This window comes from Microcoleus sp. FACHB-1515, assembly GCF_014696105.1.
GTDB lineage: Bacteria > Cyanobacteriota > Cyanobacteriia > Elainellales > Elainellaceae > JAAUTJ01.
This window is the reverse complement of the sequence record NZ_JACJPO010000027.1, coordinates 19,256-44,285: the sequence shown is the minus strand read 5'-3', so window position 1 is coordinate 44,285 and position 25,030 is coordinate 19,256. Positions and strand designations below refer to the sequence as shown.

Below are 25,030 nucleotides of genomic sequence, written 5' to 3'. Positions count from 1 at the left end.
CTGAAATGTCAATTTCCCCAATTAGTGCGACGTTGAGCCATGCTGACCGACTGGCCGTCATGGATGCGATCGCCACGATTAAACAAAAGCTGCCGTTTTTGATCGATTTGAGTGCAGAGGAGCGAAAAGCACTGCCGAAGATGGGCGATAAGAGTCGGGCGTTTGTCAGCAAGGCGATGGAGGTGGCGATACAGAATCCCGATTTCTTACCTCGATCGTTCGACGTGGAAGAAATGCGGAAAGACGTGCAGCTAGCCGAAGCCCTGTATCCGATCGTGGTGGCGCTCAGTCAGCTACAGGAATTGCTGGACGATACAACTTTGGCAGTGGGCAGTGAAGCGATGGCGGCGGCGTTGCAGGTGTATAGCTACGCAAAGGTGAGCGGACAGGGCGCAGGATTAGAAGGACTGGTGGAGGAAATGGGTCAGCGCTTCGCCCGCAAACCGCGCAAGAAGCCGTCTTCTGCTGCGTCAACCGAGCCTAAAGTGGGATAGTTGCACCTTTAAGGTTCGATATTCAAGCTCTGGACTCGATCGATGCACTAAAAAGCTCGACAATTTGAGTTCAGAGCTTTGTTTTTGGAGTAAAAAACTTGGCGTTTCGAGTTCAAAGGTCAAAATGTCGAGTAAAAGGGTACATATTTCGAGGTTAAAGCTTGACGTTCCGAGTTCCGAGGTCGAAGTGTCGAGTAAAAAGGTGGAAACTCCCGATCGATCCTGTGAAAAGCGAAGATGTAAGCGGGAATACTGGCGTCAATTCTGACAGCCGCCCATTTTTTTGCCTGACCCATGCCCTCCACACCCGATCGCCTCCAGAAATTTGTTCAGTATTGCCAGCAGCACATTAAAGGCGACGAGAAAGGAGAGTCGCAAAACTTTCTCGATCGCTTTTTTCAGGCATTTGGGCATGAAGGGGCGATCGAGGCGGGTGCAACTTTTGAGCAGCGAGTGAAGAAGGGCAGCAAAAAAGGCAATCTGGGCTATGCCGATCTTGCCTGGAAGCCGCATTTGCTGATTGAGATGAAGAAGCGCGGCGAAGACCTCAATAAGCACTATGCTCAGGCGGTGACTTATTGGATGCAGTTGCAGTGTCCGAGCTATGTAATGCTATGCAACTTTGATGAGTTTTGGATTTATGACTTTCGCAAACAGTCGGAAGAACCAATCGAAAAAATTCCTCTAGAGCGCCTACCCGATCGAGCGGGAGCGTTCAACTTCATGAATCCGGAGCAGGATCGTCCGCCTGTCTTTAACAACAATTTGGTTTCGGTGACGGAAAAGGCGGCGGGGCGGATGGGTGAATTGCTGACAATGCTGATCGATCGCAAGCGGAATCCGGTTGATCCCACAATTGCTCAGCGGTTTGTGTTGCAGTGTGTGCTGGCGATGTTTGCAGAAGACCGAAAATTATTGCCGGACGATTTGTTTATTAGCTTGGTACGCGAATGTCTCGATCGCACTCGGCAGGGAAAACCGTCGAACACCTACGATATATTGGGGAATTTGTTTCAGGAGATGAATCGACCGGGGACGACTCCTGCGGGACGCTATCAGGGCGTGGAATATTTCAACGGCGGTTTGTTTCGTGAAGTGCATCCGCTGGAACTAACCGAGAAGGAACTGGAACTGCTGGAAGCCGCAGCCGCGCAAGACTGGAAAGCAGTGCGACCGTCAATTTTTGGAAACATCTTCGAGTCGGCAATTGGCAAAAGCAACAAGCGCGATCGCCATGCACACGGCATTCATTTCACCTCTGAAGAAGACATTCTCAAGATTGTTCGCCCCACGATCACGCGCTATTGGGAAGAAAAAATCGCCAATGCCACAACGCTCTTGGAACTTTCTGCGCTACAGGCGGAACTGCGCGAATATAGAGTGCTTGATCCGGCTTGCGGATCGGGCAATTTCCTTTACATGGCCTATCTTGAGCTAAAGCGACTGGAGCGGGTGCTGCAAGACAAGATCGATGCGCGGCGGCGATCGGAATCTGCCCGCGATCAGATGAGCATCGGCTTTGTGACCCCGCAGCAGTTCTATGGCATGGACACGAATGCGTTTGCGGTTGAGCTTGCCCGCGTGACGCTAATGATTGCTCGCAAGGTGGCGATCGACATTTGCAACATCCACGACCAGCCCGCTCTCCCGCTTGACACGCTCGATGAAAATATCGTCTGCAAAGATGCCCTGTTCACCGACTGGGTAAAAGCCGACGCAATCATCGGCAATCCCCCTTTCTTGGGTGGAAAACATTTGCGGCTGAATTTGGGGGATGAGTATATCAATCGTGTTTTCGATCGGTTTCCTGACGTTAAAGATTCGGTTGATTTCTGTGCATATTGGTTTCGATTAGCTCATAACCAAATTCGAGAAACAAACGGTCGGGCTGGTTTGGTTGGAACCAATTCAATTAGTCAAGGCAAAAGCAGAATCGCCGCATTGGACTATGTAATTCAGAATGATGGATTGATTTATGATGCTGTTTCTACTCAGGTTTGGTCAGGCGAGGCAAATGTTCACGTTAGTCTTGTGAATTGGCTGTGTTTGCCCTCACCCCTAGCCCCTCTCCCTCAGGGAGAGGGGGACAAGAAGGTTGGCGATGCTTCCTCACGAGTAGCCAATCAAGACAAGGATTTGCCCCCTTCTCCCCCAGGGAGAAGGGCTGGGGATGAGGGCAAGCCAATCGCAAACTCCACATGACGAAATCTCTGCTGTCACAGGTCGATCGCGCCAAGTTCCAACCGCACTTCTACAACGCGCAAAAGAACTGCGAAAACAACAGACGAGCGCTGAAAAAATTTTATGGGAATGTGTGCGCGATCGACGCTTGCTAAATGCAAAATTTCGCAGACAGCATAACTTGGGACAGTTTATTGCTGACTTTTACTGTCATGCTGCGCGTTTAGTGATTGAGCTAGATGGTGAAATTCATCAGTCTCGCAAGATGGAAGATGGCGATCGCGATCAGTGGATGCAGTCGCATGGATTAACCGTTTTGCGATTCACAAACGATCGAGTTTTTGAGGATTTGGAGGGGGTTTTGGGTGAGGTTGCGCGGGTTCTTTTGCCCTCACCCCTAGCCCCTCTCCCTCAGGGAGAGGGGGACAAGAAGGTTGAGCAAGTTAATTCATTGGAGGCAGAGGAAGACGCACCACTCCGGCTCCCTTCTCCATCAGGGAGAAGGGCTGGGGATGAGGGCAAAGGCATGAACAACACACCCAAAATCATCTGCTACCTCGACAATCAAATCGTCCCGCAAATTAACTCCTCCCTCAAATCAGAAATCGATGTTTCTCAAGCTGTTCGCCTCAAAGCAAACCTCAACAAATGCTTTCAAGGCGTAATTCCAGTTGGCAAAGGATTTATCGTTACTGAACAACAAGTTAATCAATGGATCAAAGCCGATCCTAAAAATATAGATGTTCTAAAACTCTTCTCAATGGGAGCAAATCTTGCAGGTAATCCAAATGGGTTGCCCGATCGATGGATTATCGACTTCAATGATATGCCGATCGAAGACGCAAGCGAATACAAACTTCCTTTTGCTCATGTCAAAGCTAACGTTAAACCAGAGCGGGATACAAATCGTCGGGATGTTAGAAGAATAAATTGGTGGAAGTTTGGCGAAAATGCTCCCAAGATGAAAAGAGCATTGGCTTTGTTGTCTTGTTACTTTGCAGTTCCAGAGGTTTCAAAATGGGCGATCTTTGTTCCTTGTCCTCCTGAATGGTTGCCAGGGAATAAAACAAAGGCAGTTGCATCAAACGACTTCTACGTTTTCGGTGTTCTAACATCAAATGTTCATCGAACCTGGATGCACGCGCAAAAATCCACTCTTGAAGATCGAACAGCCTACACTCACAACACCTGTTTTGAAACCTTTCCTTTTCCGCAAATCTTGCCCTCACCCCTAGCCCCTCTCCCTCAGGGAGAGGGGGACAAGAGGATGGTTCGGCTCCCTTCTCCCTGAGGGAGAAGGATTGGGGATGAGGGCATTGTTGACGCTATCCGCTCGATCGCCCTCGACCTCCATCACTACCGCAGCGAACAGATGGAGAAAAAACAGTGGGGCATCACCAAACTGTATAACGAATACTTTGCCGAATCGACCAGCCAGCTATTTAAGCTACACGCTCGGCTCGATCGCCTCGTCCTGCAAGCCTACGGCTTCAGCGCCAGCGACGACATTCTCGAAAAGCTGCTGACGCTAAACTTAGAGTTAGCTGAAAAGGAAAAAGCTGGAGAAGCGATCGTGGGTTGCCGAGATCCTTATCGGAAATGAAGTGCCATTAAGCGATCGCACTGGAGGCGGCGCTCGAGGCGATCGGACAGGCTACGAAATCAGACGCTTGAGTTTCGGCAAGCGGGCAATCACCAGAAAGTCGAGCATCAACACAATCACCAGCGAAAAGCCGACAAGAGGAAACAGCAAGCCCATCACAGCGACGATCGCCAAAGGAACCTTCCACGCGGCTTGATGCGGAGGCAAACTTGGAGCGCCCAAACGTCCTTTCGGTCGGCGCATCCACCACAGCACGATCCCCGTGAAGCTGAGCAACACGATCGCGATGCAGGTTGTCAGCATAATCAGTTGATTGGCAAGGCCATATTTGCCCATGTGAATCGCCACGCCCATCTCGACCGACTTGGAAACTAAGTTGTAATCCGCCCAGCCGACATCGGCCAGCACTTCGCCGCTGTACTGGTCGAGGTGAATTGTGCGCTCTCGGTAGACGTTGTTGGGAACGGATGCGATCGTGTAAACGCCTCTGAGATCAGTCGGCAAACTGACGCTGTATTCGGCAGACAATTCCGATTGGGCAAACGCGATTACTCTGTCGAGATCGATCGCAGGCTGCGCGGGTGCATCGGCGGGCGCAGCTTCGTGCGAATGCTGAACCAGAATCGATCGGGGCATGGGCATTTGCTCGACTGCCCAAGGCACTGATTGAGAGCCTTTTTGATTCAGCGAACCTGTCAGCGGCGTGGATTCGGGCGCACCGTCGTAAACATACTGCGGAAAGTGGTTCCACGCCTTGGCAAACTGCTCGCCCCAAAAGCCCGACCAGGGTAGACCTGTGAGAATCAAAAAGCCGATCAGCAGCAGAGCATAAAAGCCGGGAACCGAATGCAGATCGCGCCAAAATGTCCGGCGACCACTGTTGAAGCGCGGCAGCAGCGTTCCCCAGATCGAATTTCGATCGCGAGGCCACCACAAATACAGCCCCGACAACAGCAGCACCAACGCCCAACAGGATGCCAGTTCAACCAGTCGATCGCCCACCGTTCCGAGCATCAGTTCGCCGTGAATTTTGCGGACGATCGCCTGAAAATTGTTATCCTCGTCGCGATTTCCCAACACTTGCGCCGTATAGGGATTGACGAAAACGGTGAGGGTGCGATCATCCTCAGTGGTAACTTCGACTTCCGCAGAGCGATCGGGCGCAACAGCGGGCGTAAATTTGCTCGCAATTGCATCGGGAAAAGCTTGCTGGGCGGCGGCCAATTGCTGATTGTAAGACAAGGCGGCAGTTTCAGGCGGCACAAACATCAAGTCGCGATACATCACCGCATCAAGCTGAGGCTTGAACAGGTAAATGCTGCCCGTAATCGCCAACATCACCATGAAGGGAATCACAAACAGTCCGGCATAAAAATGCCAGCGCCAAATTGATCGATAGAAGCGGCTACTCGATTCGGTATTTGCAGGATTGATCGTTGTCATGAAGCAAAAAAGGTTCGATGGCGCTTCACTTTCGATCGAATTTTTGGGAAAGTCAAAAGACAGCTTGTCGTAGAAAGCTAGCTAGTTGACAGCGATTCCCCGTTCCGCTTGACGAGTGCGAATTCGATCGATCGATCCTGACGGAATTGCCGCGATCAAATGCTGCGTGTAGGACTGTTTGGGATGGCGATAAATTTGTTCGGCGGCTCCAAGTTCTTCGATTTTGCCTTTGTTCATCACCATAATGCGATCGCTCATGAATTTCACCACGCCCAAATCATGCGAAATGAAAATATAGGTGAGGTTAAATTCTTCTTGCAGCGCTTTCAACAAGTTCAGAACTTGTGCTTGAACCGAGACATCCAAAGCCGAAACCGATTCATCGCAAATGATAAATTTCGGGTTCAAAGCTAGAGCGCGGGCGATGCAAATTCGCTGTCGCTGACCGCCAGAAAATTCATGGGGAAAGCGATCGATCCACTTCGGATCAAGGCCGACGCGATCGAGCAAATAAGAGACGCGATCGCGCTGCTGCTTGCGGTTGCCGCTAACTTTGTGGATACGGAGCGGTTCAAGAATCGCTTCCCCAATGCTGATGCGGGGATCAAGCGAACCGTAGGGATCTTGAAAGATAATTTGCATGTCGCGGCGCAGTTGCCGCAGTTGGCGCGAACCGAGTTTGAAAATATCTTGACCTTCAAATAATGCCTGTCCGCCTGTGGGTTTGACCAGTCGCAACAGCGATCGCGCCAGCGTAGTTTTGCCGCAGCCGGATTCACCGACCAAGCCTAATGTTTCACCCGGATAAACATCAAATGAAACATTATTGACGGCCATGATGTAGCGATCGGTTGCCCCAAATACGCCGCGAATCGGAAAGCCAACTTGCAGATTTTGCACGGACAACAGAGGCGATCGCGTTTGCAGTTGAACAAGTCGCTGATGCAGTTCCGCGTCGCTGACTTCGCTGTTGGCGCGGAGGGCTTGATTGACATCGAGCGCTTTTTCACGAATCACGGGTTCGCCGCGATCGTTCCGCGTCACTTCCATAAAATCAGCCACAGTCGGCAAAAAGCGCAGGCGGCGATTCGGCGTGGGGCGACAGGTGATCAAACCTTTGGTGTAGGGATGTTGGGGATTCGAGAAGATTTCGAGAACCGAATTGTATTCGACAATTTTGCCTTGATACATCACGGCTACGCTGTCGGCAATTTCGGCCACGAGTCCCAAATCGTGCGTGATGAAAATGATCGACATGCCGCGTCGATCGCGCAGTTCGCGCAGCAAATCGAGAATCGTCGCCTGCACCGTCACATCGAGCGCGGTTGTCGGCTCGTCCGCAATCAGCAGCGAAGGATTGCACGAAATCGCCATCGCGATCATGACGCGCTGAATCTGCCCGCCCGACAGTTCGTGCGGATAGCGATCGAGCATCGCGTGTTTTTGGCGGTTGACTTCTTCGCGAATGTCGCGATCGGATGGCTGAGCAACTCCGCTTAGCTCTTCGCGGACGCGCTGTTCCAGTTCTTCATCGCTGGGCAGCAATCGCACTTCTTGCAGCAGATTGATCGCTCGTCGTCTCGCCTCAGGCTGCGGAATATCTTGATGCAGCCGAATTGCCTCGGTCAGTTGAAAGCCGCAGGTGTAGACCGGGTTGAGCGAACTCATCGGCTCTTGGAAAATCATCGAGATTTCGCCACCGCGAAAGCGCTGCATCTGCGTTTCTGACAGCGAAAGCAGATTGACGGGTTCGGCGGCTTCTCCTTCCTCGTTCACACTTTGAAACCAAATTTCACCTGCGCTAATCCGTCCCGGTAGCGGAACCAAGCCCATCGTCGCCAGTGCCGTCACGGATTTTCCTGACCCTGATTCGCCCACAATTCCCAAGGTTTGGCCGCGCTGGAGGCGAAACGAAATGCCGTCTACGGCTTTGACGGGGCGATCGCCCGCTTGAAATTCAACTTGAAGGTTGCGGACATCGAGAACGGTGTTCATTGCGGCGGAGTCAAGCTAAACACACTAGGTAGAAGCATCTTAGCAGCGGATGTTCGGAATCTGCTGTTAGCGGTGGGCAGTTTTGCAATTTGCAGGGTTGATCAAATTTGATTAAAGATGAGGCGATCGCTTCACAAACCTGACAATTTTTTGCCGGACAGACGGAGATTCAGGAACATCGATCGCCTTGTTTGAAGTCGAATTGACCGAGGTTTGTTAGGAGTGTGAGATGATGCAGCGTTGGATTAGTGCGTTGACCTTAACGATGATGCTCGCAGGTGTTGCCGTCGCACAAACACCCGCTCAAAATCCGATCGATCGTGTCGTCGAAGCGGGCTACATGAGCCGCACGACGGGCGGTGATTTTCGCGAAAGTGAATTTCTCAGTCGCGCAGAACTGGCAAGTATTTTGGTGCGATCGTTTCAACTGAGCGATCGGACGCCACCCAATCCCAACAGGATTCAAGTCCGTGATGTGCCGTCGAATCATTGGGCATACAGCGACATTCAAACCGTGCTGCGAACTGGAGTGATGACGGGCTATCGCGACAATTTGTTTTTCCCAGAACAGCGCGTTTCTCGTGCCGAAGCCTTTTCGATTTTCGCGCAAGCGTATGGCGTGTTTCAGTTTCCCGAACAGACGATCGCGGAAGTCCTCAGCCAGTACCCCGACTCCGCCCAAATCCCGACTTGGGCACAAAAGTCAATGGCAACCGCGCTCTATGAAGGCTTTGTCAATACCGATGCCGAAAACCGCATTAACCCTAGCCTGCCGATGACGCGAGGCGATATGGCGTTTGCGCTCAGTCGCTATCTCGATCGCCTGGAACAACCCCGCTAAACCAGATGGCAGAAGGCGGTTTGCCGACATCCGACACCCGACACCTTTCTGCCATCAACCGTTACAGTTTCGCGCTTCCAGCTTCGGTAGAATACGAGCGTGAGTCGAGGTGCATCATGCACAGCTTTATTCCGCCCGATCGATTTTTTCCGTATCTGAGTTGGACTGACGTGGAGGCGATGCCCGACAAGGCGAACGTCGTGGTCATTCAGCCTGTCGGCGCGATCGAGCAGCACGGCCCCCACCTGCCAATTGTGGTGGATGCCGCGATCGCCACCGCCGTCCTCGGTCAAGCTTTGGAGAAACTGGAAGCCGACATTCCCGCCTTTGCGCTGCCAACTCTGTGCTACGGCAAATCAAACGAACACTGGCACTTTCCCGGCACGATCACGCTGTCTGCCACGACGCTGATGACCACGCTGATCGAAGTGGCGGAAAGCTTATATCGATCGGGCTTTCGCAAGCTGGTTTTGATGAACGCACATGGCGGTCAGCCGCAGGTGATGGAAATTGTCGCCCGCGATCTACATCAGAAATATGAGGATTTTTGCGTGTTTCCGCTGTTTACCTGGCGTGTGCCGCACAATGCAGGTGAATTGCTGACGGACAAAGAAAAGGAACTGGGCATTCATGCCGGAGATGCAGAAACCAGCGTTTTGCTGTCGATTTTGCCAGATCAGGTGAATATGGACGCGGCGGTGTGCGAATATCCGCAGCAGCTACCGGAAGCCAGCTTGCTGAGCATGGAGGACAAGTTGCCGTTTGCCTGGACGACTCGCGATCTATCTCGCAGCGGCGTGATGGGCGATGCCACTGTTGCGACCCGCGAAAAAGGCGATCGCATCATGGCCTCAGTTTCCGATGGCTGGGTGAAGGTGATTCGCGATATTTATCGTTTTCAGCAGCCGCAGGTGTGGCGATCGAGGGGTGAATCATGGAACGGCTAATTTCGCTGTTGGGACTGTTGGTGTTCACAGGAATTGCTTATCTGCTGTCGATCGATCGGCGGGCGATTCGCTGGCGTCCCGTCTTGTGGGGGATTGCCATTCAGCTTGTGTTTGCGCTGTTGATTTTGCGGACGCCGTTTGGCTTTGCCGTGTTTAGCTGGCTGGGCGGTCTGGTCGGGCGGTTTTTGGACTTCACGGATGCAGGCGCGTCCTTTGTGTTTGGCGAAAACTTCAGAGATTTCTTTTTCGCCTTCAAAGTGCTGCCAACGATCATCTTTTTCTCGTCATTCATCACCGTGCTGTATCACTACGGGATTTTGCAGCGCATCGTCGGCGCGATCGCTTTTGTGATGATTCGCACCCTCAGAACGTCCGGATCAGAATCGCTTTCGGCGGCAGGCAACATCTTTGTGGGACAAACGGAAGCTCCGCTGCTGATCAAGCCGTATGTACCGACAATGACGCAATCCGAGCTTCATGCCGTCATGACCGGAGGCTTTGCCACGATTTCCGGCGGCGTCATGGCGGCTTACATTTCGTTTGGCATTCCGGCTGAACACCTGATCGCCGCCTCGGTGATGTCCGCTCCGGCAGCTTTGGCGATCTCCAAGCTGATGTATCCCGAAACCGAAGCGTCTCCCACCGCAGGCGAAGTCACGATCAAAGTGGAGCGGACTTCGGCCAATGCGATCGATGCTGCCGCCAGTGGTGCGCTAGACGGGCTGCGCTTGGCGCTGAATGTCGGCGCGATCATCATTGCGTTTTTGGCACTGCTGGCGATGTTTAACGCGCTCTTGGGCTGGATTGGCGGTCTGTTTGGCTTGCCCACCCTGTCGCTGGAGTTGATCTTGTCGTTTCTGCTTGCGCCCCTCGCGTGGCTAATGGGCATTCCCTGGGCGGATGCGGGCGAAGTCGGAACGCTGCTGGGGACGCGCACCATTCTCAACGAGTTCATCGCCTACACGCAACTCCAAGGACTGATCGAAAGTCGCGCCATCTCAGAACGAGCGATCGTAATCGCCACCTATGCCCTGTGTGGCTTTGCGAACCTCGGCTCGATTGGTATTCAAATCGGCGGCATCGGTGGTCTTGCGCCCAATCGCCAATCAGACTTGGCAAGACTGGGTGTGCGAGCGATGATCGGCGGAACGCTGGCCTGCTTCATGACGGCAACGATCGCTGGAATGTTGCTGTAGCGTAATCTTCCTTTGCGTCAACATTGCAAAAAATTACAGCTTGCCTGTCTTGGCGATAAATCCAGTGCAATAGGCAATAGAGAATTCCAATTGCACCATGTCACTTGAAAACCTCACGCTGAATTTTACGCCGATCGCCACAGATCTAACGCAGCCCGTCGCCATTGCCCAGACGGGCAGTGACGATCGCCTGTTTGTTGTGGAGCAGACAGGCCAAATTCAGATTTTGCAAAACGGCCAAAAGCTCAGTCAGCCGTTTCTCGACATCAGCAGTCGAGTCCGCAACAATGGCGAACAGGGCTTGCTGGGTTTGGCCTTCTCGCCCGACTATGCCAATGATGGCGAATTCTACGTCAACTACATTAATCGATCGGGCGACACGGTGATCGCTCGCTATCGCCGCAACGCAACCAATTCCAATTTGGCCGATGCCAGCAGCGAAGAAATTGTCCTGACGATCGATCAGCCCAATAACCTCACCAATCACAAAGGCGGTCAGTTGGCCTTTGGGCGCGATGGCTTTCTCTACATTGCGACGGGCGACGGTGGCGGCAGCGGCGACCCGAACAACAACGCCCAAAATCCCAATTCGCTGCTGGGAAAAATTCTTCGCATCGATGTTTCTGGGCAAACCTATACAAATCCGCAATCCAATCCGTTTGTTGGCAGTCGCGACCCGAACGATCAAACTCGCGATGAAATTTGGGCGTCTGGCCTGCGTAATCCCTGGCGATTTTCGTTCGATCGCCTCACCGGAGATTTGTACATTGGTGATGTCGGCCAGGGCGCACGGGAAGAAATCAACTTTCAGCCCGCCAACAGTCCGGGTGGCGAAAATTACGGCTGGCGCTTGTTTGAAGGCACGCAGGAGTTCAACAATCCCACTGATCAAACCGCAGGTCTGACGCTGCCGATCACCGAATATCCCCGCACTGTGGGCCAATCGGTCACGGGTGGATATGTCTATCGCGGTGCGTCTCGCGCCATGCAAGGCATTTACATTTACGGCGATTTCCTCACAGGAGCCATTCTCGGCTTGCAGCGCAATGGCTCCGCTGCACAAACTCGTCTGATCACCAACACGGATTTCAACATCTCGACGTTTGGGGAAGACCGCGCAGGCAACCTCTACCTCGCCGACTACAACAATGGTACGATCTATCGAATTTCTACACCGATTCCTGATCCGCCACCCGACCCGGAACCGAATCCAGACCCCAACCCGGAACCCAACCCGGAACCGAATCCGCAACCCAATCGCATCGTGGGAACGGCAAGACGCGATCGCCTGATTGGAACAGTGGGCGATGACATTTTGACTGGACTGGGCAACAGCGATCGCTTGCTTGGCAAGGCAGGCAGCGATCAACTGTTTGGCAATGGAGGGGGCGACACTTTGCAGGGCGATGAAGGGCGCGATCTGCTAGTGGGCGGCGGCGGCAGCGATCGCCTGATCGGAGGAAAAGGCCGCGACCTGTTTCGCTTTGAGCAGATTGCCGGACGCGATCGAATCACAGATTTTCAGGTCAATCAAGACCAGATTCAACTGGGGAGCGGCGTGCGCTTCCAAGATCTCGATATCCTTCAGCAGAGAAATGGCACACTGATTCGATCAGGCAACTTTTCACTGCTGCTCGATCGCGTCAGAGCTTCGACACTCGATCGCAAAAACTTCACCACTTGAAGCAACGTCTTTCCTGATTGCGGAAGAGGGCACAATGAGCGCAGCCGAGCTTCAATAAAGATGGTGCTGCTTCTCGGTTTTGGGATGCGTATCGCTGGACGTTGGGCGTGAGGAGCATTCTTTGTGTTCCGCTTTTTTGGCAATACTGCGATCGCGGCGGTTGGGCTGGTGGGTGTGGCTCTGGGGCTAAAGCTGCTGCTTGGCTCACTGATTGCCGTTGCGCCTTTTCTGTGCCTGATTCCTGCGATCGCCCTGAGTGCTTGGTATGGCAACATCAAAACGGGCTTGCTCAGTACCGCGCTGGCAGGCGCAATTGTCTTCTACAGCTTGTTCGATCTTCATTCGATCGAAGCGGTGCAAAACGGCGCTATCAGCAATTCCGGCTGGCTGCTTCCGCCTGCCGATGCGGTAAACCTCAGTTTATTTTTGCTCGAAGGCAGCTTGCTCAGTGCGCTGATCGGGCGGGTCCCGTTTCCAGGGCGATCGTGGCCTCCCGACACACAATCGCCCGCTGCCACAGCAGAAATTCTCCAGACGATCGCCAACAGCAATGATGGATTCTACCTGCTCGATCGCCAGTGGCAGATTTGCTATGTGAATTCGCGGGGTACAGAGCTGCTGCATACTACGTCTGCCGAATTGATTGGGCAGTCGATTTGGAACTGGCTGTCAAAAATGGAAGGCTCGGATTTTGAGCAGGCGTTGCATCGCTCGATCGAAACGGGTCAGACCGCTCAGCTTGAAGCGTTTTGCCCCCAGTACAATGCCTGGCTAGAAATTCAAGCTTATCCAACAGCGCAAGGACTAGCCGTTCTTGCCCATGACATCACGAGTCGCAAGCAGATTGAAGCCGAACGCGACCAGCTTTTGCGACGCGAACAGGCGGTGCGCTCAACCGCAGAACTTGCAGAACAGCGATCAGCTTTTTTGGCCGAGGTGAGCAAAATTCTTCATGCCTCTCTGGAAGAGAGCAGCATCACGCAGGCCGCAGGATCGATCGTGCCGTTTCTCGCCGATGGCTGTTTGATTTTTGCGCTGGAAGCTGGCTGTCTCACGCCGATCGCGATCGCCGCTGCCGATCCTGTCTCTCAGTTGCAGCTTGAAGCCTTGGCCGACCACTATCGGCAGCACAGCTTGCGAACCGATTTGATGCAACTGCTGCCCGCCCGCTTGCTGGAAGAAGGCATTTGTGAAACGCTGTTTGATACAAACGCCGATGCGATCGCCGCCTGTCGATCGATGGCGGCTCAAGCTTGTCTGTTGCTGCCGCTAATCGCTCACGATCGCGCTCTTGGCCTCATGCAGCTTGTGCGATCGGCGGCCTATACGCCCGCAGAAGTCGCCTTGGCCGAAGAACTGGCACGTCGGACGGCGATCGCGATCGACAACGCCCAGCTTTATCGACAGGCGCAAACGCTCAACCGCCTCAAAGACGAATTTCTTTCGACTCTGTCGCACGAACTGCGAACGCCGCTCAACGTCATTTCCGGCTGGGCACAAATTCTGCAAACGCGAGCCTTCGACGACATGACCAACCACGCGATCGAGATGATCGGACGCAACGCCGATCTTCAGGCGCAGATCATCAACGAACTGCTGGATGCTTCTTATGTCATCACCGGACGCATTCAGCTTCAGCCTGCTGCCGCTGATCTCGGTGCGATCGCCTGCGAAGTGATTGCCTCGCTCAAGTTTGCTGCGGATGCCAAATCGGTCGAACTGCACTATGAGGGCGAAGCGATCGAACCGCTGTGGCTTGATGCCCGCTATGTGCATCAGGCAATCTGGAACCTGATTGGCAATGCGATTAAGTTCACGCCATCTGGCGGGCGCGTTGATGTGCGATTGGCAAGGAGGAAGGATGAGGGAGGAAAGATGGAAGCCACTTCGCCTCCTGCATCCCGCATCCTGCGTCCCTTCATTTGTCTTACCATCTCCGACACGGGCATTGGCATTGCTCCCGAATTTCTGCCCTATGTGTTCGATCGCTTCCGACAAGAAGACGGCTCGACGACGCGGACGTATGGCGGTATGGGCTTGGGACTGGCGATCGTGCGACATATCGTTGAACTGCACGGCGGCACAATTCACGCTGAAAGTGCAGGTGTCGGCAAGGGTGCAACGTTTACGATGCTGCTGCCGTGTCGCTAAAGGATTGATTCGATCGGGCTGCTTGCCGCAGTCAACCCCACTGTCCTAACCCACGCAAAACTGCCCATCCAAATGCAAGCGTTCTAACACAGGTCAAATCAACTCAGCGAGTAGAATGCTTGCGAATGCGCCTGAAAATTCTTCACAAACATTCTGTCTGACTCTGGCAGTTGTGTGTGGTCTGGAAACGCTGGAACGGACTCGCATCAGCGCTGGAATAGACTGGCGTTAGTTGCGGTATGCTTCGTCCAAAGCGATACACTGCTAGAAGCGTTTTGGGCGAATGGGAATGATTACGGTTGCGTTGCCGAAGGGTGGATTGTTAGAGGAGAGTATTCGGCTGTTTCAGGCGATCGGTTGGGATTTCAGCGCGTTTCTCGATTCGGCGAACCGTCAGCTTGAGATTTGGGATGCGTCGCACACGGCCAAGGCGATCTTGGTGCGAAATTACGATGTGCCTGTGTATGTTGAGTATGGGCAGGCGCAACTTGGTATTGTCGGATATGACATTTTGCGCGAGAAGCAGCCGCAGGTGGCGCATCTGGTGGATTTGGGGTTTGGTGGCTGTCGGCTGTCGGTGGCGGTGAAGCAGGAAAGCGGGTATAAGTCGGCTTTGGAACTGCCGCCGCACTGCCGCATCGCATCGAAGTTTGTCAATTGCGCTCGCGAATACTTTGACAGTCTCGATCTGCCTGTGGAGATTGTGCCGCTGTATGGCTCGGTGGAGTTGGGGCCAATTACCGGAATGTCTGAGGCGATCGTCGATTTGGTGGCAACGGGACGCACCCTCAAGGAAAACAATCTGGTGGAAATCGATCGCCTGTTCGACAGCACGGCTCGCCTGATTGCCCATCCGCTCAGCTATCGCATCAATCGAGATGATGTGAAGCAGGCGATCGAGCAGATTCGCGATTTGGCGACTGTCGCAAGTTGAGGGGCGATATCGTTTTGGGCGCTAACGCGATCGCTTCATCAAATTTCTATATTCGGCTGTCATTCCTCTACAAACAGGACTGGGGCAAAAGCCGTGAAATCAATTTCCGGCTGAAAGCGCAAACTCATTTCAGTGGGTTGGATTGACAGGCTTAATTCGTTTTGGGACTTGAGCTTCCATTCAGCGCGGTGAAATGTGCTCGATATCATACCTGCACCTGAATCGATCGCGACCTGCGTTTGCAGTAGCAGGATCTTCGCAATTTATGCGTTGCTTGAATTTGAGTCGGAAGCGCTTCGATCGTTGCCAGGTGCGGTGTTCGCTCAAATCCATATTCTCTTGCTGAATTTTGCAATTATTCGGCTAAAGAATGCTGACGCTTGTGGCCTCGCCATGAAGCGAACTGTTGAACCAATTGGAAGAACGAGGCCGCTTTACTAGATTCAAATTACGTTCTGTTAATTTCAGATGGAGGAGTTGATGGGTTGACTTGATAAGAAACAAGTTCAGCTTTATCATCCTTCACCAGCCAAACGAATATTTCTTGAGCAGATGCGTTTGAAAACCGTGTATTGTATCGAGTCAGAATATACTGATCAGCTTGTTGATTGGCAGGTTGTCCCCACCAATCAATTTGCTCAGTTGATTCCACAGATCCAAATTCGCGTTGTACTGTTGCACAGAAACGAACCAATTCTGCTTGACTTTGGCTGCTTTTGAGAATTTCATTGGCTTGTTCATAAATCTCTTCGCATTGTCCTTGACCGAGCTGATTGTGAAACCTTTGAACAGCATTCGCTGCTATTTTTTGCTTGGCTTCTAAATCACTCATATAGTTCATCATGAACCGTTGCTGGTCAACTGGATTGCCCAGAACAAACTGAAACCCAGCAACCCGCATAAGAACTCCACCACCAAAGAAAATTGAACCAAAAAAAGTTAAAATAACCAAGCTTCCTAAACAGCCAAGACAACCCGAACTCCGATTTGCCATAAGAATCTCCACTTGATCCACTTGATTTTATTCGCAATCAATCATCTTGCTTTGGATTGAATTTCAAGCATTAATCTAATCATCGATCGCTGCTTGCAAGGTTATGCCGTTTCCAGTTTGAACTGCTGTCTTTTTGTTAAGACGATCGCGATCTTTTTCTCGTAATAAGCCGCTTCATTGATAAAGACTGGGTAAACTAAATCTTCCCCTTGATATGGAATAGTTTCTCCCGTGAAACTGAGAAACATTGGTGCGCCATTGTGCAGCGGCTCATAGTCTTTGAACTGGAGTTGAGGATGAATCATTGCTTGCAGTTCACCTGCTGAATTGCGAGGATAATCCACCGATGCGATCGCCTGATACAAAGTTAAATCGGAGGGTGCAGGCAATGGCGTTCCCTGATTAATCACATCAAGATAATCCAAAATTGCGTGAATTAATATCTCCGTTTGCTGAAGTGACTGAGCATCCAAAACGCCTTGAGCGATCGCGCCCACTTCAATCGTGCAACCGAAAGGCGAGAGCGATCGCAGCATGGGCGAATCTTGACTGCACTGCACGCCGCAGCACACGCGAACGTCGGGATGCAGGTGACTTAAATAGGCCGCGAGTCGCAAATTGAAGGGATGCTTTGTTGTTGGTAAAATCGTTAATCCCATATTGGCAGTGGTGCTATGCAGGTCAATGATGAAATCAACCTTGGGATGATCTTTTGGTCCCAGTTGGGTCGCAATTTCTTTAGCACGTTGATCTTCATAACTGGTCAGCTTTGCATTCGACAAGTCCGCACTGCCAAAGCAACGATTCAAATCTCGATCGATATAGCGTCGGTTGGCCGCAATTGCTTTTGGATTGGCAAGCAGCGTGATGCACTCAAGCGTTGGCCGTTCGATTGAAGCGGGAAACTGCTCCAACTTCTTGACTAGATAAACTCCCGTCCATTCATTTCCATGCGTTCCACCCACGATCGCCACTCGTCGAATCGATCTAGGCACCATCTCCGAAGGACGCTGATTCATATCGAGTCTTCAATTATTTTCACTGGTTGGTTTCACTCTAGAGAAGCAAATACTATATGTCAAATACTTATTTAATTGCAGTATCATACTCAAAAGATATTATGAACTCATGGAACTTCGCCATTTGCGCTATTTTATTGCGGTTGCTGATGAACTCAGCTTCAGTCGTGCCGCAGCGCGATTGCAGATGGCTCAACCACCTTTGAGTCAGCAAATTCAAGCGTTAGAAGCAGAACTTGGCGTGCAGCTATTCGATCGCAAAAAACGTCCACTCCAATTAACGCTTGCTGGAATAGCATTTCTAGAAGAAGCCAGAGCCATGCTGATTCAGTTAGAACAAGCAGTCCAAAAAACGCAGCGTATTTATCAGGGAGAGTTAGGCTATCTCACGGTTGGCTTTACCAGTTCGATCGCCAATGGTGTCCTGCCAAATATTTTGCGATCGTTTCGCCAGCACTATCCACAAGTGAAGCTGATTTTGCGCGAAGACAATAGCGCGTTTCAGATTCAGGGCTTACGCGATCAGCAGACCGATGTTATTTTCGTCTATCAAGATTCTGTCCTTACAGAAGCGTCTGACCTAATCGTCATGCCGCTCACACAGGAACCACTCATTGTGGTACTTCCCCAAGAACATCGCTTGTCCGGCCAACTCAACATTGCGCTGACTGATTTAGTCAGTGAAGAGTTCATCATGCCATTACGTCAAGCTGTATCGGGTTTATCTGACCAAATTCACTATCTTTGTGCCCAAGCTGGCTTTGTGCCAAAAGTTGCTCAAGAGGCAACATTTATGGTCACTATTTTGGGATTGGTGGCGGGTGAAATGGGCATTAGTCTACTGCCGCTCAGCGTTCAAAATTTGCAGCGCAAAGGAGTCGTTTATCGTCCAATTCAGGAACAAACAGCGATGAAGCAATTAAGCGCAGTTTGGCGGCGGAACGATTCATCCGCCATCTTGCAGCGATTTCTGAATATTGCTCAAGTAATTTCCCTCAACGAATGCCATGATTAAGCATTTGTTGTGCAACTCAAAGCGATCGCTCTGCCATCTGCCCCTTCGAGAGTGATGACCGCAATTCGATCGACATTGAACTGCGCTGAAAGCAGCTAAGTCGGCAACCAAGATGAGTTGTCAGATGCAAAATCCCCTCATCCCCTACTCAACTTCCTGGAGGAGAACAGGAACCAGAAGGGCTGTTGTCCCCCTCTCCCTGAGGGCGAGGGGTGAGGGCAAAGCCAGCATTTTGAATTTAATTGCATCCACCTACTTAGCCGCAGAGAAACGATCAAAAAACCTCCCCATGATTGAAGAGGTTTTGCTTGTTAAAGCCGCGATCGAAACTTGAACTACGGCTTCACAGTCCAGGCTGAAAACAGATCCTCTGCAATTTCGTGATTGTCTTCAAGCTGAACTTTCAAAGTCGTTTCGTAAACGTTATTCAAAATTTGATGACCATAGCCGATTACTCTACCCAAACGCCCCGTTTTTTGGTTTTGAACGAAATCACCGATTGAAATCATGTTGTTATCCTGCGATCGAAAAGCGCGTTTAACACATTTGATTATCAGATTGACCGAGGCAATCACTCATCTTCCCAATGGTGCAGATTTACTACTGTAGATTTTAGTTACAAAAGATACTTAGCAACAACGGAAGAATAATCAACCTGCGTTCACTGCAACCTCATAAATGGGCAAATTTCGTCATTTTTGTTACAAATTTCGGATTCTTCTCGCAGCAGATTCAGAGTTTGTGTAATGGTTGGTAAAGTTTGGAACTGTTTGCACAAAGATTGATGGCTTATCGCATTCTTTCGATCGATGGCGGCGGCGTGCGCGGCTTGGTTGCAGCGATCTGGCTCAATCGGCTGGAAATGCTGCTGCAAGCTCCGCTGCGTGAGCATTTTGATTTGATTGCCGGAACTTCAACGGGCAGTATTATTGCTTGTGCTTTGTCAATGGGCATGTCGGCTGAGGCAATTGTCAATTTTTATCTGACGCAAAGCCGCGAAGTGTTTCCCGGCGGGCCAAGTCAATTTTGGAGTCGGATCGGGCGATCGCTAACCCAAGGACTAGACGCGCCCCGTTACGACGGCAAAGGGTTGGAGCGCGTCCTCAAGCGCGTGTTTGGCACGACTCAGTTTGGCGACTTGTCCACGCGCACGCTCGTGACCAGCTACGACACCCTGAATCGGGAAGCATTGGTGCTGAAGAACGATCGACCCGTTTATCTTCGCCTTCCGGTTTGGGAAGTGTGCAAGGCGTCGTCGTCGGCTCCGGTTTACTTCCCCGCTCATCCGCTGACGCTGGACGGACAAACGATCCCTGTCATTGATGGCGGCGTGGTGGCGAATAATCCGACGGCCTGTGCGATCGCAGAAGCGGTGCGGATCAATCAGGCGCGGGCGATCGACACGCGATCGGGAATTGATCAGTTCCTCGTCGCCTCATTTGGCACAGGCGAAACGATTCGACCGATTACGGCCAAGCAAACGCAGGAATGGGGCGCACTGGAATGGGCAATTCCCCTCATTGACGTGTTGTTTGACGGCTCAGCCGATGCAACCGACTACATTGCCCAGTATTTGCTGACTCCGGGCAATTACTTTCGCTTTCAAACGCCGCTCGACACAGCCTACGATGATCTCGACAATGCTGATGCGACCAATCTCAATGCGCTCGTTGGTGTGGCAGAAACCTATCTGCGGCAGGCAGGAGAAGCACGGCTGAATGAACTGGCAATCCGCTTAAAATCCTAGAAAGGCAGTCGCCTCTCCTTTCGTTTTCGTTCATCCGCAGACGCATCATGGCTGGCTCGAATTCATACGCGATCGACTTTGGTACCACCAACACCGTCATCACCCGCTGGAACGCCGTCACGGGACAGCCCGAAACCGTTTTCCTCCCCAATCTCTCCCAGCAAATCGGCCAAAATCCGCCGCTGATTCCTAGTTTGGTGTACGTGGAAGATGCGGACAGCGGCAAGATTGTCGCAGGTCAAGCGGTGCGCGATCGCGGTTTGGATTTGGCAACCGACGCTCGATTTTTTCGCAACTTTAAGCGCGGCATTGGCGCCAGCGTCCAAGGCTTCATGCCGGAATTGGACGGGCAAGACGTGAGCTTTGAGCAGGTCGGCGCATGGTTTCTCGATACGGTTTTGCGGCAACTGCTGACCCAAGATCCGGAGGTGGGGGCGATCGCCTTTACGGTTCCCGTAGACAGCTTTGAAGCCTATCGCTACTGGCTGGGACGAGTTTGCGACACATTGGCGATCGAGCAAATCCGCATGATCGACGAGCCGACCGCCGCCGCCTTGGGCTATGGACTCGACGCGACCGAAACTCTTTTAGTCATCGACTTTGGCGGCGGCACGCTGGATTTCTCGCTCGTTCGCTTGGACGGCGCATCTGCCAGCCAGCCCAAAAGCAAACCGTTGGGATTTCTGCTCAAGTGGGGACAGCAAAACCTCGCGGAAACCTCGACCCAGCGACCCAAACTGGCACGAGTTTTAGCCAAAGCCGGACAAAACTTAGGCGGAGCCGACATCGACAACTGGCTGATCGATCACTTTGCCACCGCCCAAAATCTTCCGATTTCCCCGATCACACTGCGGCTAGCAGAAAGGCTGAAAGTGCAGCTATCCACCCAAACGGAAGCCAGCGAAGTTTTCTTCAACGACGAAACGTTCGAGAGCTACGAGCTGCAACTCGATCGCTCTGCCTTCGAGCAGATTTTGCAGCAGCACGAGTTTTTCGATCGCCTAGCCGACTCGCTTGCCCAAGTTGAACGCCAAGCCCAGCGGCAAGGATTAGACATCAGCGACGTGAATGCCGTTTTGCTGGTGGGCGGCACGGCGCAAATTCCGAGTGTCCGTGCTTGGGTTGAGCAGCGCTTTGGAGCCGACAAACTCAGAGCCGATCGCCCCTTTGAAGCGATCGCGCAGGGCGCACTGCAACTCAACCAGGGACTCGAAGTCAAAGACTTTCTCTATCACGGCTACGGCATTCGCTACTGGAACCGCCGCCAAAACCGCCACGACTGGCATCCCCTCATTCCCGAAGGCCAACCCTACCCGATGTCCGCTCCGGTCGAACTTGTCCTCGGCGCATCGATGCCCGATCAGCCCAGCATCGAACTGATCATCGGCGAAATGGGCACAGCCAGCAGCGGCACAGAAGTTTACTTTGAGGGCGATCGCCTCGTCACCCGCACAACCGGAGGTCAAACCCAAGTCCAACCCCTCAACGACACTCCGCAAGCCCACAGCCTCGCCACCCTCAACCCCTTGGGATCTCCTGGCAGCGATCGCATCAAAGTTCTATTTTGGGTTGATAGCGATCGCTTCTTGCGCGTCACAGTAGAAGACCTACTGACCCTAGAAACGCTATTAGAAAATCAAGCAGTCGTGCAGCTTCGCTGAGAGAAAAGGAGGCCAGAGGCCAGAGGGCCAGAGGGAAAGCGAGCCACACGAGGGACGCGGCGGGTAAGCAGATGCGAAGCGCCACATTGACACCCACGAGTAAGCCCTTTGGGAGTCCAGAGGGTGGCCTTTGGTCGGGGTTGGAGGTGTGGAGGAGGGGTGGCCCTAGCCTCCACAGGCTCGGAACCCACAAGCAGTTCAACCCTAGCAGAATCCATTTATGTCGATCGATCTCGATCGCCCCGTCCGCATCACGGATTCGCGATCGAGAGCTTAAGAGATAATCAAATTTCTGCCCTCATGCAAAACTGCCCCCCATAATCAAGAAACTGAATGCGTAACCCCAAAATGATCTACCTTTCGGAGCTAGAAGCCAGCAAAACTCCGCTCTAGCTTTGAAGTATGTCAGAGAGATTACAAAATCAGTTTCGCAGCTTTGCTACTGTCCTAGCGTCTGGTTGAGATATCATCTACTAGCAAACGCTATTTCAGGTTGTCGCATTAAGGAAGATTTATGAATCCTGAAGTAAAACCCGCTGAAAGCATCAACGACGCATCCCCTGTGGAAGAAGTCAAAGTTCAAGTCAACAACGACACGATCGCCTCGTTCTCAACAGATGCTGAGACAAACGAGCAATGGCGACAGATTGGCGAGCGCGTCTCCGCCTTTCTGTCTGACCTGCCCGACTACATTGGCGCATTCTTTAGCCAATACAAGCGCCCGCTGACCGTGATCGGGTTGTTCTTCGGTGCAGTCATCTCCGTGAAATTGCTGCTGGCAATCCTCGACTCCATCAACGACATCCCCCTACTGGCTCCCACCTTTGAACTGATCGGCATTGGCTACTCGGCCTGGTTTGTCTACCGCTATTTGTGGCAAGCCTCCAACCGCAAAGAACTCGCCGACAGCTTCAACACCTTTAAAAATCGCGTCCTAGGCAGCACAGGCGTCGATCTCTAAATCCAATCTGCAACACAAAAGCCGGAAGCCAACGCCTCCGGCTTTTTGCATTGAAACATCCACTGCAACTCGATCGCTAAACGCCCACCGCCACCCGCTCATCGACCACTCGTTTTTCAGCCTTCGGCTCGATCGACTCGATCGACTCCGGAAAATGCTTATCCATGATGGCGGCCACCTCTTGCGATCGAATTTGCGTGTAGCGCGTTTTGTCCGGCATGACAAGGTTGGGGCCAGCTTTGCAGCGCTTCATGCAGCCCGTTCCCTTCACCGTTGCGTTCAAGCCGCGATCGCGAATTTCCGCTTCGATCGCGCTGGCAACTTGTTTCGCGCCCTTCTTGCAGCAGTCAGACTTTTGGCAAAACAAAATGCACGCTGGCTTGCCGCTGTCAGCAGGTTTCTCAGGCACAGGCAAATCGGCAGAAGTCGGCAGCGTCGCCGTGCTGCTGGCCGTGCGATAGATGACCTCGGCTTTCCACTTGGTCTTGCTGCCCGATCGCTTCTGATAGCCGCTCACTTGCAGCCAGTCACCCGGAATCAACTGTCGATAAAGCGATTGCCGCTGGTCTTTCGGCATTTTGATCAAATGCGCTCCGATCGGCGTCTCAACGCGCACGTACTTCAGCTTCGCGCCATCGGCAGCAAAGCCAAGAAACCGACCTTCAAAGGCAAACGGCGATCGCTCATCGTGCTGATACATTGACAATTTCTCCTAGATGTGACGTAAAGGTTGGCGGTTTAATTTAGGCGGAGGCTGACCACGATCGCTCCAACAGGCGCACAAGCTGCGATCGCGTTGCACTCAGTTGATGCAGCACGCTCCAAACTTGCAGTTGATCAGTAAAGCTGTGAGTGGCAATTTCTAGACGGCCATCGGCAAGGCAGCGACAGGAAATTTCAAGCTCTTTTAGGCGGTGGAAAATTTGCCAGCGATCGCAGCGCGGCACGGCGATCAGTTGAGAAGCGGGCGAATCAGTATCCGAAGAATTAAACTGCGCGTCCATTTAGAGATTTTGCGAACAGAAGGGTTAGCCGTTGCCATGCTGCAAAGCAGTTGACTCAACAACACCAGCTATTGAGAATCATATGCAACAGTGTTTATAGCGTAAGCGAAAAAATGAATATTTGCAAATCATTTTCAGTAAGCAGGAATTCATGCGAATCGATTTTCGCTCAGTTGTGCAGCACGATCGACCACCGATCGCGCTTTCCAGTGGCCGTGCGACAATCTGTCAGTTGCTTGAGCCTGTCCATTCAACTGTCGCTGCTCACGCCCTAGGCCGTGCTCTAAAACCACATGATCCTCCCCAACCCTCCTTGGCAAGGAGGGAGCCGAACCACTCCTCAAAGTCTTCCTTTCTAAGGGAACAGGGGGATCTCAGTAGAAAAATCCAATCACCAGGAGGTTTGAAAACACACCCTAGCCTCCACTGATTCGGAGACCAGCAGCAATCCCAATTAGAGAAGCATTCTTACTTCAGAAAAATCAGCCCTATAAGCCGCTTTCAGCAAGCCAGAAGATAGAGGCTATTTGTTACAGAAATTTTTAATTTGGAAACACGTCATTTAACAAAAGTTGAACTATGAGCGAATTTAAGAAAGGCGATCGCGTCCGCTGGAACTATTCCGGCAACAAGGTAGAAGGCGTGATCAAAAAGAAACTGACGGAGCCAACTGAGATCAACGGCCACCACGTTGCTGCCTCCAAGGAAAACCCAGAATATCTCGTTGAAAGCAGCAAAACCGGAAAGGAAGCCGCACATAAGCCTGACTCGCTAGAGAAAATTGAGGACTAGGACATCGGAGGACTAAGACGAGGACTCAGACAATGGCTGAAGTGAAAGACGACACCGTTAAGGAATTCAAGCGGGCGGTGAACATGAGCCGCAAGCAGCTCGAAGACTGGCTGAAAACTGAAGAATCACAGTCGGTCGGGCAGAAGAAAGACGGAGATGAAGCGATCGGGCATCAGTCCGGTCGGCACATTGTCGAACTGCTCGATAAAAAAGACTACAGCGAAGACGACATCCACGAAATGAAGCGCGTGATTAGCTACATTCATCGCCATTCTGCCCAGCGACCCGATGGCGATATTGAGCATACCCGCTGGCGATATTCGTTGAAAAACTGGGGTCACGACCCGCTCAAAGATTAAGCATGGCGA

The 25,030-nt window shown here is 52.1% G+C and carries 24 protein-coding genes; 17 read left to right on the top strand and 7 right to left on the bottom strand.

Features of this window, described 5'->3' with window-relative positions:
• The first annotated feature begins 5 nt into the window (after positions 1–5).
• The 5 genes from H6F67_RS09170 (at position 6) to H6F67_RS09155 (ending at position 4,278) form a co-directional block, all read left to right on the top strand.
• The gene (locus H6F67_RS09170) at positions 6–494 is read left to right on the top strand and encodes a hypothetical protein (protein WP_190765549.1); all 489 of its coding nucleotides are present in this window, start codon (positions 6–8) and stop codon (positions 492–494) included.
• Positions 495–788: 294 nt separating this feature from the next.
• A complete protein-coding gene (locus H6F67_RS09165) occupies positions 789–2,696 on the top strand; it encodes a DNA methyltransferase (protein ID WP_190765547.1) in 1,908 nt (635 codons plus the stop codon).
• Complete coding sequence (locus tag H6F67_RS28335; protein WP_313926797.1) at positions 2,693–2,830, top strand: hypothetical protein; 138 nt, start codon at positions 2,693–2,695, stop codon at positions 2,828–2,830. Before H6F67_RS09165 ends, H6F67_RS28335 begins: the two co-directional genes overlap by 4 nt.
• Positions 2,794–3,966 (top strand): endonuclease domain-containing protein, encoded by a 1,173-nt coding sequence (locus tag H6F67_RS27315; protein WP_313926796.1) that lies wholly within the window; start codon positions 2,794–2,796, stop codon positions 3,964–3,966. The genes H6F67_RS28335 and H6F67_RS27315 overlap by 37 nt, the downstream gene beginning before the upstream one ends.
• 81 nt (positions 3,967–4,047) lie before the next feature.
• Positions 4,048–4,278 (top strand): hypothetical protein, encoded by a 231-nt coding sequence (locus tag H6F67_RS09155; protein WP_190765545.1) that lies wholly within the window; start codon positions 4,048–4,050, stop codon positions 4,276–4,278.
• 51 nt (positions 4,279–4,329) lie between these two features.
• On the opposite strand, the gene H6F67_RS09150 is transcribed toward H6F67_RS09155, so the two are convergent.
• Together H6F67_RS09150 and H6F67_RS09145 are read right to left on the bottom strand one after the other, a co-directional pair.
• The gene (locus tag H6F67_RS09150; protein ID WP_190765543.1) at positions 4,330–5,721 is read right to left on the bottom strand and encodes a PepSY domain-containing protein; all 1,392 of its coding nucleotides are present in this window, start codon (positions 5,719–5,721) and stop codon (positions 4,330–4,332) included.
• An 81-nt stretch (positions 5,722–5,802) separates the two neighbouring features.
• A complete protein-coding gene (locus H6F67_RS09145; protein WP_190765541.1) occupies positions 5,803–7,716 on the bottom strand; it encodes an ABC transporter ATP-binding protein in 1,914 nt (637 codons plus the stop codon).
• Between the two features lie 229 nt (positions 7,717–7,945).
• Here H6F67_RS09145 and H6F67_RS09140 point away from each other — a divergent pair, with 229 nt between their 5' ends.
• From H6F67_RS09140 to hisG, 6 genes are all read left to right on the top strand, one after another.
• A complete protein-coding gene (locus tag H6F67_RS09140) occupies positions 7,946–8,557 on the top strand; it encodes an S-layer homology domain-containing protein (RefSeq protein ID WP_313926791.1) in 612 nt (203 codons plus the stop codon).
• A gap of 116 nt (positions 8,558–8,673) precedes the next feature.
• Positions 8,674–9,504 carry a creatininase family protein gene (locus tag H6F67_RS09135; RefSeq protein ID WP_190765539.1) on the top strand — a complete coding sequence of 277 codons (831 nt, stop codon included), beginning with the start codon at positions 8,674–8,676 and terminating at the stop codon, positions 9,502–9,504.
• Positions 9,492–10,700, top strand: a complete 1,209-nt coding sequence (locus H6F67_RS09130) for a NupC/NupG family nucleoside CNT transporter (RefSeq protein ID WP_190765537.1) — start codon at positions 9,492–9,494, stop codon at positions 10,698–10,700. Before H6F67_RS09135 ends, H6F67_RS09130 begins: the two co-directional genes overlap by 13 nt.
• Before the next feature lie 97 nt (positions 10,701–10,797).
• Positions 10,798–12,384, top strand: coding sequence for a PQQ-dependent sugar dehydrogenase (locus tag H6F67_RS09125; protein ID WP_190765535.1), 1,587 nt, complete (start codon positions 10,798–10,800; stop codon positions 12,382–12,384).
• Positions 12,385–12,507: 123 nt separating this feature from the next.
• Complete coding sequence (locus H6F67_RS09120; protein WP_190765533.1) at positions 12,508–14,535, top strand: ATP-binding protein; 2,028 nt, start codon at positions 12,508–12,510, stop codon at positions 14,533–14,535.
• Between the two features lie 289 nt (positions 14,536–14,824).
• A complete protein-coding gene (gene hisG, locus H6F67_RS09115) occupies positions 14,825–15,469 on the top strand; it encodes an ATP phosphoribosyltransferase (protein WP_190765531.1) in 645 nt (214 codons plus the stop codon).
• A 448-nt stretch (positions 15,470–15,917) separates the two neighbouring features.
• Here hisG and H6F67_RS09110 read toward each other — a convergent pair whose 3' ends face one another.
• The gene (locus H6F67_RS09110; RefSeq protein ID WP_190765529.1) at positions 15,918–16,463 is read right to left on the bottom strand and encodes a hypothetical protein; all 546 of its coding nucleotides are present in this window, start codon (positions 16,461–16,463) and stop codon (positions 15,918–15,920) included.
• 101 nt (positions 16,464–16,564) lie between these two features.
• The gene (locus H6F67_RS09105) at positions 16,565–17,482 is read right to left on the bottom strand and encodes an aspartoacylase (protein WP_242020569.1); all 918 of its coding nucleotides are present in this window, start codon (positions 17,480–17,482) and stop codon (positions 16,565–16,567) included.
• 109 nt (positions 17,483–17,591) lie between these two features.
• Between H6F67_RS09105 and H6F67_RS09100 the strand changes: the two genes are divergently transcribed.
• Positions 17,592–18,497 (top strand): LysR family transcriptional regulator, encoded by a 906-nt coding sequence (locus H6F67_RS09100; RefSeq protein WP_190765525.1) that lies wholly within the window; start codon positions 17,592–17,594, stop codon positions 18,495–18,497.
• 335 nt (positions 18,498–18,832) lie between these two features.
• Here the strand turns inward: H6F67_RS09100 and H6F67_RS09095 are convergent, their stop codons facing one another.
• Positions 18,833–19,006 carry a hypothetical protein gene (locus tag H6F67_RS09095; RefSeq protein WP_190765859.1) on the bottom strand — a complete coding sequence of 58 codons (174 nt, stop codon included), beginning with the start codon at positions 19,004–19,006 and terminating at the stop codon, positions 18,833–18,835.
• Positions 19,007–19,281: 275 nt separating this feature from the next.
• On the opposite strand from H6F67_RS09095, the gene H6F67_RS09090 reads away from it, so the two are divergent.
• From H6F67_RS09090 to H6F67_RS09080, 3 genes are all read left to right on the top strand, one after another.
• On the top strand, positions 19,282–20,244 hold the full coding sequence (locus H6F67_RS09090; protein WP_190765523.1) for a patatin-like phospholipase family protein: 963 nt from the start codon (positions 19,282–19,284) through the stop codon (positions 20,242–20,244).
• 47 nt (positions 20,245–20,291) lie between these two features.
• A complete protein-coding gene (locus H6F67_RS09085) occupies positions 20,292–21,905 on the top strand; it encodes an Hsp70 family protein (RefSeq protein WP_190765521.1) in 1,614 nt (537 codons plus the stop codon).
• Between the two features lie 514 nt (positions 21,906–22,419).
• Positions 22,420–22,866, top strand: a complete 447-nt coding sequence (locus tag H6F67_RS09080; protein WP_190765519.1) for a CAAD domain-containing protein — start codon at positions 22,420–22,422, stop codon at positions 22,864–22,866.
• A 76-nt stretch (positions 22,867–22,942) separates the two neighbouring features.
• On the opposite strand, the gene H6F67_RS09075 is transcribed toward H6F67_RS09080, so the two are convergent.
• Positions 22,943–23,566, bottom strand: coding sequence for a ferredoxin (locus tag H6F67_RS09075; RefSeq protein ID WP_190765517.1), 624 nt, complete (start codon positions 23,564–23,566; stop codon positions 22,943–22,945).
• 43 nt (positions 23,567–23,609) lie between these two features.
• On the bottom strand, positions 23,610–23,870 hold the full coding sequence (locus tag H6F67_RS09070; RefSeq protein ID WP_190765515.1) for an Asr1405/Asl0597 family protein: 261 nt from the start codon (positions 23,868–23,870) through the stop codon (positions 23,610–23,612).
• A gap of 579 nt (positions 23,871–24,449) precedes the next feature.
• Here H6F67_RS09070 and H6F67_RS09065 point away from each other — a divergent pair.
• Both H6F67_RS09065 and H6F67_RS09060 read left to right on the top strand, forming a co-directional pair.
• A complete protein-coding gene (locus H6F67_RS09065; protein WP_190765513.1) occupies positions 24,450–24,662 on the top strand; it encodes a DUF2945 domain-containing protein in 213 nt (70 codons plus the stop codon).
• Between the two features lie 32 nt (positions 24,663–24,694).
• Positions 24,695–25,021 (top strand): DUF3140 domain-containing protein, encoded by a 327-nt coding sequence (locus H6F67_RS09060; RefSeq protein ID WP_190765511.1) that lies wholly within the window; start codon positions 24,695–24,697, stop codon positions 25,019–25,021.
• Positions 25,022–25,030 lie beyond the last annotated feature (9 nt).

Bases quoted from the DNA above. Each gene is read 5' to 3' on its own strand.
- H6F67_RS09080 (WP_190765519.1), top strand. From the start codon at position 22,420: ATGAATCCTGAAGTAAAACCCGCTGAAAGCATCAACGACGCATCCCCT.
- H6F67_RS09130 (WP_190765537.1), top strand. From the start codon at position 9,492: ATGGAACGGCTAATTTCGCTGTTGGGACTGTTGGTGTTCACAGGAATT.
- hisG (WP_190765531.1), top strand. From the start codon at position 14,825: ATGATTACGGTTGCGTTGCCGAAGGGTGGATTGTTAGAGGAGAGTATT.
- H6F67_RS09060 (WP_190765511.1), top strand. From the start codon at position 24,695: ATGGCTGAAGTGAAAGACGACACCGTTAAGGAATTCAAGCGGGCGGTG.
- H6F67_RS09085 (WP_190765521.1), top strand. From the start codon at position 20,292: ATGGCTGGCTCGAATTCATACGCGATCGACTTTGGTACCACCAACACC.
- H6F67_RS09150 (WP_190765543.1), bottom strand. From the start codon at position 5,721: ATGACAACGATCAATCCTGCAAATACCGAATCGAGTAGCCGCTTCTAT.
- H6F67_RS09135 (WP_190765539.1), top strand. From the start codon at position 8,674: ATGCACAGCTTTATTCCGCCCGATCGATTTTTTCCGTATCTGAGTTGG.
- H6F67_RS09100 (WP_190765525.1), top strand. From the start codon at position 17,592: ATGGAACTTCGCCATTTGCGCTATTTTATTGCGGTTGCTGATGAACTC.
- H6F67_RS09070 (WP_190765515.1), bottom strand. From the start codon at position 23,870: ATGGACGCGCAGTTTAATTCTTCGGATACTGATTCGCCCGCTTCTCAA.
- H6F67_RS09145 (WP_190765541.1), bottom strand. From the start codon at position 7,716: ATGAACACCGTTCTCGATGTCCGCAACCTTCAAGTTGAATTTCAAGCG.
- H6F67_RS28335 (WP_313926797.1), top strand. From the start codon at position 2,693: ATGACGAAATCTCTGCTGTCACAGGTCGATCGCGCCAAGTTCCAACCG.
- H6F67_RS09090 (WP_190765523.1), top strand. From the start codon at position 19,282: ATGGCTTATCGCATTCTTTCGATCGATGGCGGCGGCGTGCGCGGCTTG.
- H6F67_RS09095 (WP_190765859.1), bottom strand. From the start codon at position 19,006: ATGATTTCAATCGGTGATTTCGTTCAAAACCAAAAAACGGGGCGTTTG.
- H6F67_RS09155 (WP_190765545.1), top strand. From the start codon at position 4,048: ATGGAGAAAAAACAGTGGGGCATCACCAAACTGTATAACGAATACTTT.
- H6F67_RS09125 (WP_190765535.1), top strand. From the start codon at position 10,798: ATGTCACTTGAAAACCTCACGCTGAATTTTACGCCGATCGCCACAGAT.
- H6F67_RS09165 (WP_190765547.1), top strand. From the start codon at position 789: ATGCCCTCCACACCCGATCGCCTCCAGAAATTTGTTCAGTATTGCCAG.
- H6F67_RS09065 (WP_190765513.1), top strand. From the start codon at position 24,450: ATGAGCGAATTTAAGAAAGGCGATCGCGTCCGCTGGAACTATTCCGGC.
- H6F67_RS09110 (WP_190765529.1), bottom strand. From the start codon at position 16,463: ATGGCAAATCGGAGTTCGGGTTGTCTTGGCTGTTTAGGAAGCTTGGTT.
- H6F67_RS09105 (WP_242020569.1), bottom strand. From the start codon at position 17,482: ATGAATCAGCGTCCTTCGGAGATGGTGCCTAGATCGATTCGACGAGTG.
- H6F67_RS09140 (WP_313926791.1), top strand. From the start codon at position 7,946: ATGATGCAGCGTTGGATTAGTGCGTTGACCTTAACGATGATGCTCGCA.
- H6F67_RS09170 (WP_190765549.1), top strand. From the start codon at position 6: ATGTCAATTTCCCCAATTAGTGCGACGTTGAGCCATGCTGACCGACTG.
- H6F67_RS09075 (WP_190765517.1), bottom strand. From the start codon at position 23,566: ATGTATCAGCACGATGAGCGATCGCCGTTTGCCTTTGAAGGTCGGTTT.